The organism is Tautonia rosea (genome assembly GCF_012958305.1).
GTDB lineage: Bacteria > Planctomycetota > Planctomycetia > Isosphaerales > Isosphaeraceae > Tautonia > Tautonia rosea.
The window spans coordinates 15733-30326 of record NZ_JABBYO010000011.1; the positions used below are offsets into that span (position 1 = coordinate 15733).

The 14594-nt window shown below is 65.5% G+C and carries 13 protein-coding genes; 5 read left to right on the top strand and 8 right to left on the bottom strand.

Features of this window, described 5'->3' with window-relative positions; translation table 11 throughout:
* Positions 1-30: 30 nt before the first annotated feature.
* A complete protein-coding gene (locus tag HG800_RS18835; RefSeq protein ID WP_169978315.1) occupies positions 31-627 on the top strand; it encodes a hypothetical protein in 597 nt (198 codons plus the stop codon).
* A 20-nt stretch (positions 628-647) separates the two neighbouring features.
* Here HG800_RS18835 and HG800_RS18840 read toward each other — a convergent pair whose 3' ends face one another.
* The 8 genes from HG800_RS18840 to HG800_RS18875 all read right to left on the bottom strand — a co-directional run bounded on the left by HG800_RS18840 (position 648) and on the right by HG800_RS18875 (position 10671).
* Positions 648-1658 carry a M28 family metallopeptidase gene (locus tag HG800_RS18840; protein ID WP_169978317.1) on the bottom strand — a complete coding sequence of 337 codons (1011 nt, stop codon included), beginning with the start codon at positions 1656-1658 and terminating at the stop codon, positions 648-650.
* 3 nt (positions 1659-1661) lie between these two features.
* A complete protein-coding gene (locus HG800_RS18845; protein ID WP_169978319.1) occupies positions 1662-2381 on the bottom strand; it encodes a hypothetical protein in 720 nt (239 codons plus the stop codon).
* A gap of 310 nt (positions 2382-2691) precedes the next feature.
* On the bottom strand, positions 2692-5640 hold the full coding sequence (locus HG800_RS18850) for an FAD-binding and (Fe-S)-binding domain-containing protein (RefSeq protein ID WP_169978321.1): 2949 nt from the start codon (positions 5638-5640) through the stop codon (positions 2692-2694).
* A gap of 417 nt (positions 5641-6057) precedes the next feature.
* The gene (locus HG800_RS18855) at positions 6058-6216 is read right to left on the bottom strand and encodes a hypothetical protein (protein WP_169978323.1); all 159 of its coding nucleotides are present in this window, start codon (positions 6214-6216) and stop codon (positions 6058-6060) included.
* Positions 6217-6358: 142 nt separating this feature from the next.
* Positions 6359-6661, bottom strand: a complete 303-nt coding sequence (locus HG800_RS18860) for a hypothetical protein (RefSeq protein WP_235963797.1) — start codon at positions 6659-6661, stop codon at positions 6359-6361.
* Between the two features lie 4 nt (positions 6662-6665).
* Complete coding sequence (locus HG800_RS18865) at positions 6666-7742, bottom strand: FAD binding domain-containing protein (RefSeq protein ID WP_169978325.1); 1077 nt, start codon at positions 7740-7742, stop codon at positions 6666-6668.
* Between the two features lie 106 nt (positions 7743-7848).
* The gene (locus tag HG800_RS18870; RefSeq protein WP_169978327.1) at positions 7849-10008 is read right to left on the bottom strand and encodes a xanthine dehydrogenase family protein molybdopterin-binding subunit; all 2160 of its coding nucleotides are present in this window, start codon (positions 10006-10008) and stop codon (positions 7849-7851) included.
* Positions 10009-10011: 3 nt separating this feature from the next.
* Positions 10012-10671, bottom strand: coding sequence for a (2Fe-2S)-binding protein (locus HG800_RS18875; protein WP_169978330.1), 660 nt, complete (start codon positions 10669-10671; stop codon positions 10012-10014).
* Between the two features lie 553 nt (positions 10672-11224).
* On the opposite strand from HG800_RS18875, the gene thiO reads away from it, so the two are divergent.
* The 4 genes from thiO (at position 11225) to HG800_RS18895 (ending at position 14577) form a co-directional block, all read left to right on the top strand.
* Positions 11225-12379, top strand: coding sequence for a glycine oxidase ThiO (gene thiO / locus HG800_RS18880; RefSeq protein ID WP_169978332.1), 1155 nt, complete (start codon positions 11225-11227; stop codon positions 12377-12379).
* A gap of 70 nt (positions 12380-12449) precedes the next feature.
* The gene (locus tag HG800_RS18885; protein ID WP_169978334.1) at positions 12450-12788 is read left to right on the top strand and encodes a hypothetical protein; all 339 of its coding nucleotides are present in this window, start codon (positions 12450-12452) and stop codon (positions 12786-12788) included.
* A gap of 313 nt (positions 12789-13101) precedes the next feature.
* Positions 13102-13554: a hypothetical protein gene (locus HG800_RS18890; protein ID WP_169978336.1), complete on the top strand. Its 453-nt coding sequence runs from the start codon at positions 13102-13104 to the stop codon at positions 13552-13554.
* A gap of 81 nt (positions 13555-13635) precedes the next feature.
* Positions 13636-14577: a DUF1559 domain-containing protein gene (locus HG800_RS18895; protein WP_169978338.1), complete on the top strand. Its 942-nt coding sequence runs from the start codon at positions 13636-13638 to the stop codon at positions 14575-14577.
* The last annotated feature ends 17 nt before the right edge of the window (positions 14578-14594 follow it).

The following is a 14594-nucleotide window of genomic DNA, read 5'->3' on the forward strand; positions in this document are numbered from 1 at the left end:
TGTGCCAACGATCCAAGGAGCATCGCTGCCATGCCCCGGAACTCCAAAAACTATACGAAGCCCCAGCTCCGAGCGAAGCTGAAGGACGCGATCAAGCAGTCCGACAAGGGGGGCAAGCCGGGGCAATGGTCGGCCCGCAAGAGCCAACTTCTCGTTCAACGGTACGAGGCCGAGGGGGGCGGCTACACGACCGATCGTAAGGACGAGGCCGCGATCTCGCTCGAACGCTGGACCGAGCAGGACTGGCAAACGATTGACGGCGAGGCCGACGCTCGCACAAAGGGGCGGACGAAACGCTACCTCCCCCGCAAGGTCTGGGAGTCACTCAGCGACGACGAAAAACGAGAGGCCGAGCGGACCAAGACGACGCAGAGCATGAAGGGGAAGCGCCGGGTTCCCTGGACGGACGCAATCAAGCGGGCCTTCGATCGTCTGGAGCAAGACGAGACGAAGGGGACCACCAGGTCAAAACGTCCGACCTCGACCTCGTCCAGCGCTCGATCCCAGGACGGACCGACGCGGAAGGAACTTTACGAGCGCGCACGCGAACTGGATGTTTCCGGCCGTTCTCGGATGACCAAGGCGCAGCTTCAGCGGGCGATCGACGAGGCCGCCGAGGGCTCGTGAGCCGTTGGGCAAGGGGAAGGTCAAGGAGGAGACAGGGCTTCGTTGACCGAGGCTGCGGCCGCGTTCGCGTCGATCTCGAAGGCGGGATCGGCCGCTTCTCGGATTAAGGCCAGGGCGGCGGCGGTGGCGGAGGCGCAGTAGTTGGCATCAACCTTGTCGGGGGTGTCGGCCTTGTCGTGGTAGAAGTCGGCCTCGTCGGCACCGTCGAAGAGACCGACGCAGACGACCCCGTTGGCCTCGAACGGCATGTAATCGCTGCCGTACATGATGCCGGAGACCGGTTCGAGGCCGGCGGCGGCAACGTGCGTTTTGAGCCGATTGGCCCAGGCGAGCGAGGGGGCGTCGTTGGCCGGGGAGCGGAGGCCGGGATCGTGCTCGACGATGAGGGCGCGGCGGGCCTCGTCCATCGGGTGCCCGATCATGTCGAGGTTGATCATCAGGACGATCGCAATGTTTTCGTCTCGGCATGTTTTCGCATACGCCCGAGAGCCGAGAAGCCCCTGTTCCTCGCCGCTGAAGGCGAGGAGGCGGACGGATCGAGCCGGAGGGTCGAGCGCCATGGCTCGGGCGAGTTCCAGCAAGGCGGCGGTGCCGGAGGCGTTGTCGTTGGCTCCGGGGGCCAGGCCCTCGGCATCAGCGATCTGAGCGTTCCTCGAATCGTAATGCGCGCCGACGAGGACGAACTCCTCGGGACGATCGGTCCCTCGGATCGTCGCGACGACGTTATGCCGTGTGCGGGGGCCGATCCGGAAGTCGTGGAGGGTAACCTCGTCGCATCCGACGGCTTGGAAACGGTCGGCGAGCCAATCGGCGGTGTGGACGTTCGTCTCCGAGAGGGAGTGACGCGTGCCGAAGTCGACCAAGGCGTCCACATCGGCCATCAAGCGAGCCGGAGAGACGGTCGCGGGTGGACCGTCTCCGACTGCCAGGGCCGGCTGGCCTGCAGGAAAGCAAAACAGACCACACGCCATCAGCCCGGCCACGACGAAGCGGGTGAACATACCCGACGATGAGGCAACGCTTCGACTCATCCCTCAGACCCGGTTTCGGCCGGAACGCGTCCGAGACCGTCCGTAGCAGACCAGGCCGATCACAGCTCCGGAGGCCGCCATTGCCAGGGTCGAGGGTTCCGGGGCGGTCAAGGCCCCAGCCAAGGAGGTAGGATCGGCATGTACGCTCAACTGGGCGAGACGGCCCTCGCCGCCCCGTGTCCGGATCTCAAAGGTCTTGCCGGTCACGTTCAGGGTAAAGCGTTCCAGAGAGACGAAACGGGCCACGGTGGAACTGTCGCTGACGAGGCTCGTGACGGGATCGTTCTCATCGACCAGGAGGTCGAAGGTGTAGTCGAGGTCTTCCGTACCGCGCCGACGGAAGAAAACCAACTCTGTGAGAGTCACGAGCGTGTCGGAGTGGAAGATGAGGGATTCCCCTGCTTGCAGCCAGCCGCTGCCGCCACCTCGAACGCCGAGGCCGGGATCGCCCAGGTGGAATCGTTGCGGATTGAGCAAATTGCCGGCCAGGTTTCTCCCACCGGCCGCAGCGATGGTGAACGTGGTGTCGCTCACGGTCACGTTCTGGCCGGACACGATGTTCCCGTTGCTGTCTGGAACGAGGCCGACGTTGGGAATGAATGTGGAGTCACCCAGCGTTCGGTTGGCGAACGTGAAGTGCGTGATGAGATCGGCATGAGCAGGTCCGGCGAGCAGGAGCGGGAGCAGAGCCACAAGAAATTTGGGGAATATGCGTTGTTTCATGGCCCTTCTCCTAATCGCTCGTTGTCGGATAACTCCGCGTCCCGAGTTCTTCGACGGATGGCAATAATATCCGGTTCGGTTGATTGCTTTGGTGCGACGACCCCGTCCTTCACCATCGAGTCGAAAGCATGATGCGCCTGTCTGTACGCCTAGACCGTACCAAGCATTTCTCAATCCGCAATGACTTGTCGGGGAAAGTTGAAATTAATCAACAGACGAACCGCATTCCGTTGATTCATGCGTGAGCCGTCCAACCAAAGGTCTCGCGAGAGGGCATGGTCCCGAATTCCAAGGAATTCGAGGTGGTGGGCTAAGATGCGCTCCCATCGTCAAGCTGATCGGCGATCAGTTCGATGGGGTGGATCGCGTCGATGCCGGCGAGGCCGTGGACCTGGCTGCGGCAGGAGAAACCGGGGGCGGCGAGGAGGGCGGCGGGCTCGTTGCGGGCGGCGGGGAGGAGGACGCGCTCGGCCAGGGCAACACTCACGTCATAATGCCCGCGTTCGTAGCCGAATGAGCCGGCCATGCCGCAGCAGCCGGAATCGAGGGGTTTGACGTCAAGGTCGGGGATGCGTTTGAGGGCGGCGACGGTGTCGGTGGTGCCGACGAGGGCCTTTTGCTGGCAATGGCCGTGGAGCAGGACGCGAGCGTCTCGGGGTCGGAGCGGGAGGTCGGGGACGCGGTCGGGATCGGCGAGGAAGCGGTCGATCATCATCGAGGCATCGGCAACCGTGTGGGCATCGGGGCCGAGGCGGAAATCGCGGTACTCGTCGGTGAGGGTGAGTAGGCAGGAGGGTTCGCAGCCGACGATCGGCACGCCCTGGCGAGCCGCGCCGATGAGCTTCGCCACGTTCTGCTCGGCCCAGCCGCGGGCGAGGCCGAGCAAGCCTTTCGAGATGGCAGGTCGGCCGCAGCAGACGAGGCCGGCAAGTTCGACGGTGTAGCCGCTTGCCTCCAGGACGCGGACGGCGGCGCGGCCGATGGAGGGCTGGTTGTAGGTGGTGAAGCAGTCGTCGAGGAGAATGACGCGGCCTCGGGTGCCGGCCCTCGGGTCGGGCTGGTGGCGGCGGAACCAGCGGCGGAGGTGGTCGCGATCGAAGGCGGGGGCGATCCGGCGGCGGTCGAATCCGGCGACCTTTTCCATGAGCCAGCGGACGGAGGTGCGCTCTCGCATCCAGTTTGAGAGCGGAGCCGTGGCCGATCCCATCGCGTTGAGGCGGTGGATGTGGGCAACCAGGAGGGAGCCGATCGGCACCGTGCGGGACCGGTACTTCTGATGGAGGTACTCCGCCTTGAGTTTGGACATGTCGACGTTCGACGGGCACTCGGTCTTGCATGCTTTGCATTGCAGGCAGAGGTCGAGGGCCTGGTCGAGGTCGGTGCTGACGAGCCCCTCGGCGGGGAGGGTGCCGGACATGACGAGGCGGAGGAGGTTGGCGCGGCCTCGGGTGGAGTGGTCCTCGTCTCGGGTGACCATGTAGCTGGGGCACATGGTGCCGGTGCCGATCTTGCGGCAGGCACCGACACCGGAACACATCTCGACGGCTCGGGCGAAGCCGCCCTGGGAGGAGAAGTCGAAGGCGGTGTCGCGCGGTTCGCGGTCGGCCTGGTAATGAGGGCCGAGGCGGAGGTCGGTGCCGGGGTCGGGTTCGGCGACGACCTTGCCGGGGTTCATGAGGTTCTTCGGGTCGAACGCCTGCTTGACGGTGCGGAACGCGCCGTAGATTTCCTCGCCAAAGAGCTTGCGGTTCCATCGGCTGCGGGCGAGGCCGTCGCCGTGCTCGCCGCTCATGGCCCCTTCGAATTCGAGGACGAGGTCGGAGACCTCGGCGGCGATCGAGCGGAGTTTCTCAACCTCGCGGGAATCCTTCACATTCAAGATGGGTCGGATGTGCAAACAACCGACATCGGCATGTCCGTAGCATGAGGCGATGGTCTCGTGGCGGGTGACGATGTCGTGGAAGCGGCGGTAGAATGCGGGGAGCTTCTCGACGGAAACGGCGGTGTCCTCGACGAAGGCAACGGGCTTGGCGTCGCCGAGCATGCCCATCAGGAGCGAGAGGCCGGCCTTGCGGACCTTCCAGAAATCGTCCTTGGCGGCGTCGGTCAGGGTGGTGCGGTGGCCGAGTAAACCGGGGGCCCCTTCGACGCGGTGGAGGAGGTCGTGGGCTTTCGCAGCCAGCTCGTCGGGGGTTTCGGCGTAATATTGAGCGGCAAGGACGGCCTCGGGACGACCGGCGGCGAAGGAGAGGCTTTTGGCGTACTCGGGATTGCGGGCGGCGAGGTCGAGGATGGCGCGATCGACCATCTCGATGGCGACCGGCTCGGTTTCGAGCATGGGCAAGAGGCGGTCGAGGGCGTGGGGGATGGTGGCGAAGGAAAGCACCACCAAGCCTTGATGTTTTGGCGCAGGCACGAGTTTGAGCTCGGCCCCGGTGACGACGGCGAGGGTTCCCTCGGAGCCGACGATGAGCTTGGCGAGGTTGAAGGCCCAGGGGTCGTCGGGGACCTCGGGGGCGCGGACCGGCAGGCCGGGGATGAACTCATCGAGGTTATAGCCGCTGACGCGGCGAAGGATGTGGGGGAACTGGCTGACGATGGCGTCGTTGTGGTCCTTGACCACGTCTCGGACATCGCGGTGGATGCGGCCGAGGATGCCGTCCTGGCGGCAGCGTTCGGCCAGTTGTTCAGGTGAGCATGGGCCAAGGGTGGTGGGAGTGCCGTCGGAGAGGACCACGTCGAGCGATCGAATGGAATCGACCGTCTTGCCGAAGCGGAGGGAGCGGGCGCCGGCGGAGTTGTTGCCGATCATGCCGCCGAGGGTGGCGCGGTCGGTCGTGGAGACGTCGGGACCGAACATCAGGCCGAGGGGCTTCAGCTCGGCGTTGAGCCGGTCGAGCACGACGCCGGGCTGGACGGAGACGGTCATGCGATCGCGGTCGACGGTGCCGATCCGGGTGAGATACTTCGACGTATCGAGAATGATGGCGGTGCCGATGGTCTGGCCCGAAAGGCTGGTCGCGCCGCCTCGGGGGACGATCGGCACCCCTTCCTCGGCGGCGATGCGGACGGTCGCGATCACGTCGTCGACCGTGCGGGGGACGACGACGCCGACGGGCATGATTTGGTAGAGGCTGGCGTCGGTGGCGTAGAGACCGCGACTGGCGGGGTCGAAGCGGACCTCAGCGCGGGTGGCGTCGAGCAGGCGGTCGCGGAGTCGGTTCACGACGCGAGGCGATGGCGAGGCGGTGCTAGGCATCGGCGATCTCGGCAATTCGTCCCTGGACTTCGGGCGATCCGTCGTCGAGCGTTATTGTAGGCTTCCGGGGAGTCGATCGCCATGCCTGGTGGCGGGGGAACGGGATTCGGAAGGGGACCCCGCGCAGAGACACGGAGACGTAAGAATGAGAGATGAAAGATGAGAGATGAGAGATGAGAGAAGTCCGGTCGGTTGCTGTCGAGTCTTCGAAGACGCACCGCCGTGTGTCGAGGAGGATCGGTGCGTCTTCGAAGACTCAACACACCCTACGACCGCTTCCAGTCGAAATGAATGGGATCCGGGTGCCCCGGGGTCCGCGCCGCGGACCCCGGGGCACCCGCCAATAAACCGTGAACCTACCGATGAAGACGGGAAGCGGTCCTACTCCTCACGGTGAAACGCACGAAGCATGATCGCTCAGGTGACCAGAATGATGGCCGGGATCAGCACAAGAAGTTCGAACGGGATGAGCACGAGAAACGTGTCTTGCGGGTTGAGTCGCCAGAACGCCAGGAGGCCGGCGATCACCGCGAGGGAGACGAGGAGGGTCGAAAGGCGGATGCGAGGGACGTGCATCAGATCATCTCTTACGACACACCGCGATCAGGAGGTCCCGTCATCTCAACGCGGCGCGGAAGGTCGCAACGAAACAGGGCCACCCGGACCCCCTCAGAAAAAAGGGGGCGGGCGGCCCGAGATTGATGGGACCAGGAGGGGCTCAGAGGGCCTCGTAGCAGGACCGGGAGGGGTCGCAGCAGAGGTCTTTCTGGGCGAGGTCGTCGTCGGGACCGAAGGCCTTGTGGGTGGACAGGCACCAGTAGATGGTGTTGTCGTAGTCGCCGTGCGACTCGGCGGGGCCATCGGTGTAGACGTACATGCCCTTGCTCCGGAGCTTGCGGCACGGGGGGCCGACCATCTGGTACTCCGGAGGGGGGGGCGGCGACGGTTCGGGAGCCGGCTCGGGAGCGACGGCGGGGTCGGGCTCGAGGCCGGGCTCGGGCTTCGGTTTCATGGATCGCACGGGGTCAGGCCTCCGTGTTGGACCAGTACTCATCTCCCGCGGCCCGGAGCAGGGCGCGCTTGACGGCGGTCTTGACCAGGGGGACCTTGTAGGCGTTCTTCGAGAGGGGCTTGGCCCCCTCGGTGGCGGCCTGTCCGGCGGCCTCGGCCGAATCGGTGCTGATCGCCTTGCCGGCGATGGCGGCCTCGGCGGCCTTCGCCTGGTAAGGGACCGGCGCGACGCCGCCGAGGATGATCGACGGCTCGCCGCCGTTCTCTGGAACGCAGACGGCAGCCATGACGATCGGCCAGTCGTGCGAGAGCTTCTGGCGGATCTCGTAGAAGGCGTTTTTGCCCTTCGGCGCGGGCACGAGGATGCGGGTGATGACCTCGCCGGTGGTGAGGGTCAGCTCGCGGTCGCCTTCCTCCTTCGGGACCTGGTAAAGGTCCATGACGGGGATCGTCCGGGAGCCGTTGGGGCCGACGATCTCGGCCTCGGCACCGAGGGCGATGAGGGCCGGGGCGAGGTTCGACGGGGTGACGAACAGGGCGTCGCCGTCGGTCATGAAGATGGCGTGGTAGCGGTTGTCGCCGTTGCGGACGAGGTGGCCGTTTTCGGGCTGACCGCCGAGGTCGATGTCGTAGGGGGCGAACTCCCCTTCGAGCTCTCGGATGAGCTTCTGCTTGGCATCGCCGTCACGCTGGCCGCCGAGCAGGCCGAAGCCGGATCGGTAGTACCAGCAGCGGGGGCGCTGAAGCAGGTTGCCGGCCACGGTCGCCATGTTGCGGATCTGAGGGGTGGCGATGGAGCGGGCGGCCTGCTTGATGGCCGGGTATTTCTCGGCGATCGTCTTGTCTTCGAGCAGTTCGGCCAGGGTGGTGCCGGCGCCGATGGCGAGTGTTCCGCCCTCGGTGCTGATGCCGCGGAAGGAGTCGTCCTCAATGGCCTTGAGGTAGACGACCCGTTCGGGGCTGGAGATATAATCCTTCATGCGGCAGAGCAGATCGGTGCCGCCGGAAAGACCCTCGCTGGACTCGGCGCCGGCCAGGGCCTGAACGGCCTGCTCGACGCTGGTCGGGCTGGCGTATTCAAAGGCTTTCATGGGTTCTGATTGCTCCTCGGAATGATCGGATCGGCCGGGGCGGCGGAAGGGACGAGGGTGAGCGATCAACCTGGTCCGGGCTTCCACCGCCTTCGGGGATCGCGCATCAGGCCTTGGCCAGGGCGTTGAGGACGTTCATGGGGGTCATGGGGAAGTTCGGGACACGGGTGCCGAGGGCGTTGGCCACGGCGTTGCCGATGGCGGCGGCGGTGGCGATCGTCGGCGGCTCGCCGACGCCGATCACGCCTCGCTTGCGCATCTGCTCGTTGTCGAAGGGGATGATGTCGATGGCCGGGATGTCGCTGGCCCCAGCGAGCTTGTACAGCTCCATGTCGGGGTTCAGGCAGAGGCCGGTCGAGGGGTCCATGACCAGTTCTTCGAACAGGCCATAGTTCAATCCCATGATCACGCCGCCATAGACCTGGCTTTTCCAGGTCATCATGTTCAGGATCAACCCGGTGTCCTGCACGGCGACGATCTTGTTGAGCTTGACGACGCCGGTTTCGGTATCGACGGTCAGGTCGACGAACTGGCAGCCGCCGACGCCCTGGGCGGTCAGGCCTTCGGAGAAGCTGCCGGTGACGTTGATCGGCATGGTGCCGAGCTTGCGGCAGGCTTCTTTCCAGGGAACTTCACGTTCCCCCTTCACCAGGATGACGCCCTTGCCGATTTCCAGGTCGCCCGGTTCGGCGTCGAGCGCACTGGCGATGCGCTTGAACAGGAGGTCTCGGGCTTCGAGGGCGGCATTGTAAGCCGGCGGGGCCATGGACGGAGTCGTGGTCGATCCGCCGGAGGCCTGGCCAGGGGGGAACTGCGAGTTGCCGATGTTCGAGGTGATGTCGGTCGTGTTCAGACCGAGGACCTCAGCGGCAATCTGGGCGAGGACGGTCCGGCAACCGGTGCCGATGTCCTGGGTGGCGCTGCGCAGCTCGACCGAGCCGTCGGGGTTGATGATGCAGGTGACCTGCTTGTCGTCTCGGCCGCCGCCGCCCCACTGGTGCAGGGCCATGCCGAAGCCGCGTTTGAGGGGTCCGCTGGCCTTGGCGTTTTCGGAGCGGGGCTTGCGTTGATCCCAGCCGATGGCCTCGGCCCCGAGCTTGATCTGATCGCGGTAGATCTCGCTGCGGTTCAGGGGTTCGCCGGCACCGCTGGGGACGGTGTCTTGCTCGGCGAGGCTGTTGAGGCGCATCTGCAAGGGGTCGATGCCCATCTTCTCGGCCAGGTCGTCGAGGGCCGATTCCATGATGAGGCAGCCCTGGGGGTGCCCTGGGGCTCGCATGGCTCGGGCATTGCCGCCGTTGATGCGGATGTCGGTGTGCTGGCGACGGCTGTTGGGCACCTCATAAACGTAGGGCAAGGGGAAGGCGGCCCCACGAGAGATGCCGCCGGTGCCGGCGGTTTCGGCGATCAGGGCGGTGATCTTGCCGTCCTTGTCGGCGGCAAGCGTCAGCTTGGCCGAGGCGCTGGGACGGTTGCCGGCGGTCAGGTGTTCCTGGATGCGGTCGAGGAAGAGCCAGACGGGCTTGCCGGTCTTCTTGGCCAGCTCTCCGGCGGCGACGCCCCAGGTATCGGCCCCGAACTTCGCGCCGAAGCCGCCGCCCATGACGGGGGTCAGCACGGTGACATCGGTGGCGGGCACATTGAAGGCGCCGGCCATTTCCGATTCCACGCCGTCGACGTTCTGGGTGCTGGCCCAGACGGTCATCTTGGTGTCGCCATCCCATCGGACGACCTGTCCGTGGGTTTCGAGGCAGACGTGGGTGATGACCGGGACGGAGTATTCCCCTTCGATGCTGGCGGCGGCCTCCTTGATGGCGGCTTCGGGGTCGCCGTCTTCCTGGGCTCGGCCGGCCTGGGTGTTGCCGCGAGGGGTGAGCTGAGGGGCACCGTCGGCGACGGCCTGGGCCTCGGTGACGGCGTGAGGGAGGACCTCGTACTCGATAGCGATGGCTCGGCAGCCGTCGCGGGCGATTTCCTCGCTTTCCGCGGCGACGGCGGCGATTTCCTCGCCGTGGTAGCGAAGGGTTGCGCCCTCGTTGGCGATCAGATGCACGCCCTTGACGCCGGGGATGGCCTCGGCCTTTGACGTGTCGATCTTGACGATCTTGGCGTGGGCGTGCGGGCTATGCAGGACGACGGCGAAGAGGACGCCGTCGGGCCGCTCGTCAGAGGGGTACTTGGCGCGTCCGGAGGCCTTCGCGAGGCCGTCGAGCCGGGGGACGCCTTCGCCGATGAGACGCGGATTGTCGGGCCACAGTGCTGCCATGACTCAGGCCCCTCCTTTCTTCATCGCCTTGGCGGCGTCGAGCGCCGCCTGGAAGACACCGATGTAGGTGCCGCATCGGCAAATATTCCCGTCGAGCCCTTGCTTGATGTCGTCAAGCGTCGGCTCCTTGCCCGGGTTCTTTTCGAGCCAGGCCTGGCAAGCGGTGACGAACCCGGGGGTGCAGTAACCGCACATCAAAGCATCGTTCTGGAGGAACGACTGGGGAACGCTCCCTTCGTCGGTCTCGAAGCTTTCGAGCGTGCGGACCTCGTGGCCGGTGCAGGAGATGGCCAGGGTCGTGCAGGAGTACACGGCGTCGCCGTCGAGGATGACGGTGCAGGCACCGCAGCTGGCCCGGTCGCAGACGCGCTTCGGCCCGGTGACGTTCAGGCGGTTGCGGAGCGTGTCCAGCAGGGTCGAGCGGGGCTCGATGGTGACGCTCATCGCCTCGCCATTGACCTTCAGCTCGATCGGACAAGAGCCGGAGAAGATCTCGACGCCGTCGGCTTCGGAGACGTCGGCGCGGGCCTCGTGCATCGCCGTCTCGGCCGAGGTGGCCATCACGGCGCCGGCGGCGGCCAGGCTCGAGCCGCGCAAAAAGTCGCGGCGGCTGTGGCCCGGTCGCGGTAATTCGGCCGGTGCCTTGTGGTCTTCAGGTGGCATCGGGGGGACCTCCCTGGGATCGAGAACGTGTCGCGGATGATGCCGACACGCGCGGTTTGCAATCGCTCGGGCGGAGAACCGCGCAGGATGCACTATCGTCGGCCGCCGGACCGTTGGCAAGAGTCGGCCGCCCGAAATTGCGCGGATCTTTCGGCTCGGCAGGGCACGGCGCATTGATGCGGGAGAACGATTGCGACCTCCCTCACGGAGGGTGCGGTCGAGTCCTCAAAAGGACGCACCGATCGACGACAAGGAACAGCCGACAGATTACCGCTTCCCGTCTTCAATCGGTGGGTTCACGGCTTTTCAGCGGGTGCCCCGGAGTCCGCGCCGCGAACCCCGGGCGGAGCCGCATGGGCCGGCCGCCCCCGGCCCGGGGTCCGCGCCGCGAACCCCGGGGCACCCGGATCTCACCCATTACGACGGGAAGCGGTACTACGGAAGGGCGGATCGGTGCGTCTTCGAAGACTCGACGACATCCTACAGGAGCGATGCGGCCGATCGGCGCCGGGAGGCCCGATCTGGTAGGATCGGAAACCTCGAAGGAGGAGCGATGCCGGAGCTTGAGACTGCGGATGTGGTGATCATTGGCGGCGGAGTGGTCGGTCTGTCGATCGCCTATGTGCTGGCCACCGAAGGGCTGCGCCCGGTGGTGCTCGATCGCCGCGAAATGGGTCGCGAGGCAAGCTGGGCCGGCGCGGGGATCATCGCTCCCGGCTCGGACAAGCCGCACCCCTTGCCAATGGCCCGCTTGCGAACCCGAAGCGCCGAGCTGTACCCAAGGTGGTCGGATCGGCTCCGCGAGCTGACCGGCATCGACAACGGCTACCGACGCTGCGGGGCGGTCGATGTGGCGCTCGACGCCAAGCAAGAAAACGACCTGAAGGCCGCGGCGGGGCGCTGGCGATCGGAGGGGATTGCCTTCGAACGGCTGGAGCCGGGGGACTTCGATCGGGTCGAGCCGAGCCTCAACCCTGAGCTTCGGGTGGCGTACTTCGTCCCTGATCGGGCCCAGGTGCGAAACCCGAGGCACCTGCAGGCGCTGGCGACCGCCTGCGATCGGCTCGGGGGGCGACTGCGCCCAGGGGTCCCCTGCACCGGATTTGAGACCTCTCGGGGGAAGGTGATCGCGGTGCAGACGCCGGAAGGGCCGATTCCGTGCGGCTCGGCGGTCGTCTCCGCCGGACCGTGGACCGAGGCGGTGCTGGATTCGGCGGGCGTTCGCGTGCCGACCCCGCCGATTAAGGGGCAAATCGTTCTCCTGAACAGCCATCGTCCCATCTTGCGGCGGATCGTCGAGCTGGAAGACCGCTATCTGGTTCCGCGAGACGACGGCCGGGTGCTCGTCGGCGCGACCGAGGAAGACGCAGGGTTCGACACGAGGCCCACGGCCTCGGTCGCTCGCGAGCTGATCGACCTGGCGATCCGGCTCTGCCCCATTTTGGCCGAGGCCTCGGTCGAAACGACCTGGGCCGGGCTTCGTCCGGGGAGCATGGATTCGAGGCCGATCATCGGACCGGCTCCGGAGGCCGAGAACCTGTTGATCGCCACCGGACACCGCCGCGCGGGCTTGCAGCTTTCTCCCGCCACGGCCGAACTGGTGGCTGATCTGATTCTCGGCCGGGCTCCGTCGATCGACCTGACCGACTTCCGCGCGGATCGGCCGGAGTCGTCGACTCAGGCCTTGCCCGACGCGTTCCGGTCCTGAGAACCGGAACGATCGGCCCTGTCGTACCCCTACGACTTCAGCTCGGGTGTCAACGTCTTCACGAAACGGGATGGCGATGCATCACAAAGGTTACGACATCATCTATGCCGATCCCGATACGCTGGACGAGGTCCGTTGCCGGGTCTGCGGCACGTTCTGCGACGTGAAGCGAGGGGTGCCGACCTCGGCCGGTTTTTCCGAGTCACTTGCAGGATCGAAGCGTCTCCGAGATGTCTTTACCTGCCCCCATGCGGCGACCGAGTGGCATGTGCTGGCGCTGAAACTCGTTCAGGAGATCGAGCGGACGCCGAGCAAACGCCTGGCCGAGCTGATGCGCCTCGACCTGCGCGACCTCCTCTCCGAACACGTCCCCGACGACGCATCCCACGCCCCCGAATGGCTCGGATAGACGATGCTCGATCCGAGGGAACGGGGAAGGGCCTGCGAATTCAAGCATTCAACCCGTCACACATGATCTGACATTCTTTAAGAAAAAATGCTTGACAATTGGTTGCGCCTCGCCGACGCTGCCATGACAACGGTCGTGAAGACGTGAACGTCTCGATGAATCATACGTCCGAGTGTGATTCGTCGTTTCAATTGAACGTTCAATACGGTAGGGAACAGCGGGAGTACGGCCTGTTCGCTGAACCTGAATTGTCCCGAAGCTGAAGCTGGTCGGGCGGCTGACGGTTCGGCCGTGTCGCAACACGTGAAGAATCATGCAAAACAGACGTTCATTGATCGGCGCACTGTTCCTGATGGCCACCGCCGGATGCGGGGGTGGCGACGGCGTGGCCCTTTCAGGAGCGGTCACGTTCCAGGGTCAGCCAGTTGAGGATGGGATGATTCAGTTCATTTCCAATGATGCTGCCGGGGAAGGACGATCGGCCGGTGCGCCGATTGTGGCGGGGAAGTATGCGATCGCCCGCAATGGCGGGCCGCCCCCGGGTTCCTATCGGGTCGAGGTGACGTCGTACCAGGAGGTTCGACCCCAGTCGGCTGAGGAGCTGGGCGGGACGATGTTCGGACGCGATCCGAGCGAACTGGGGATTGCTCCCGAGGCGCTGATGGTCCGCGAGAACGTCATTCCCGAGAGTTATAACACCAACAGCAAGCTGACCGTCACGATCCCTTCGCAACGGAACTTCCAGTACGACGTCGAGATTCCCTGATCGGGACAGGTTGTTCCACGGCCGTCCGCGTTGGTACGGCCTGGTGTTCGTTTCACCGTCCGAGGCAGAGGAGTGTGTTCCATGCACCATCGTCGTCATCGCAGCGGGTTTACCTTGATCGAGCTGCTGGTGGTCATCGCGATCATCGGCGTCCTGATCGCGCTCTTGCTTCCGGCTGTGCAATCGGCCCGAGAAGCGGCGCGACGTGCCCAGTGCGTCAACAACCTGAAGCAGATCGGCATCGCTCTTCATAACTATCACGACTCACTCGGCTCATTCCCGATGGGCACGATCATCAATGCCCCGGGCTGGCCGAACTTGCCCAGCCTGCGGACCCCCTGGTCGTTCCATATCCTCCGGTACCTGGAGGAAGGGAACCTGGGGAACGCCCTGAACTTCGAGGTGGGGATTGCCGGGCCGGGCTGGCAAGGGTCTCATGCAAACATGAGCATTGTGGCCACGCGGGTTGCCACCTACAACTGCCCCTCGGACACCCCGCAGGTCTTCCTGGCCGACTGGCGGCCGAAGTACAACTACGGCCCGAACTGGGGCAACACCAACCTTGGCCAGCTGAACGTAGGAGACCCGGCAACCGACGGGATTCGCTACCTTCGCGCTCCGTTTACCGTCAACCGCGTGGCCGGGATGCGCGACTTCCGCGACGGCACGAGCAACACGATTATGGTCTCCGAGCTGCTCCAGGCCTCCGAGCTTCGAGACATGCGCTCCGAGTGGTGGAACGACACCGACTGCAACTTCATGACCCGCACTCCGCCGAACACCACGATCCCCGACTTCATGCCCGCCTGGTGCGTGAGCCGGCCGGGAGACAACGAGCCTTGCGTCGTCGGCGGCGGCTGGAACGACCTGTACATGGCCAGCCGGAGCCGTCACCCTGGTGGCGTGAACACCCTTTACGGGGATGGATCGGTTCGGTTCACCAAGAGCACGATCGCCTTGCCCATCTGGCGATCTCTCGGCAGCATGAGCGGCGGCGAGGTGATTAGCGCCGACCAGTTCTGAGCGGTGTTCATCCCTGG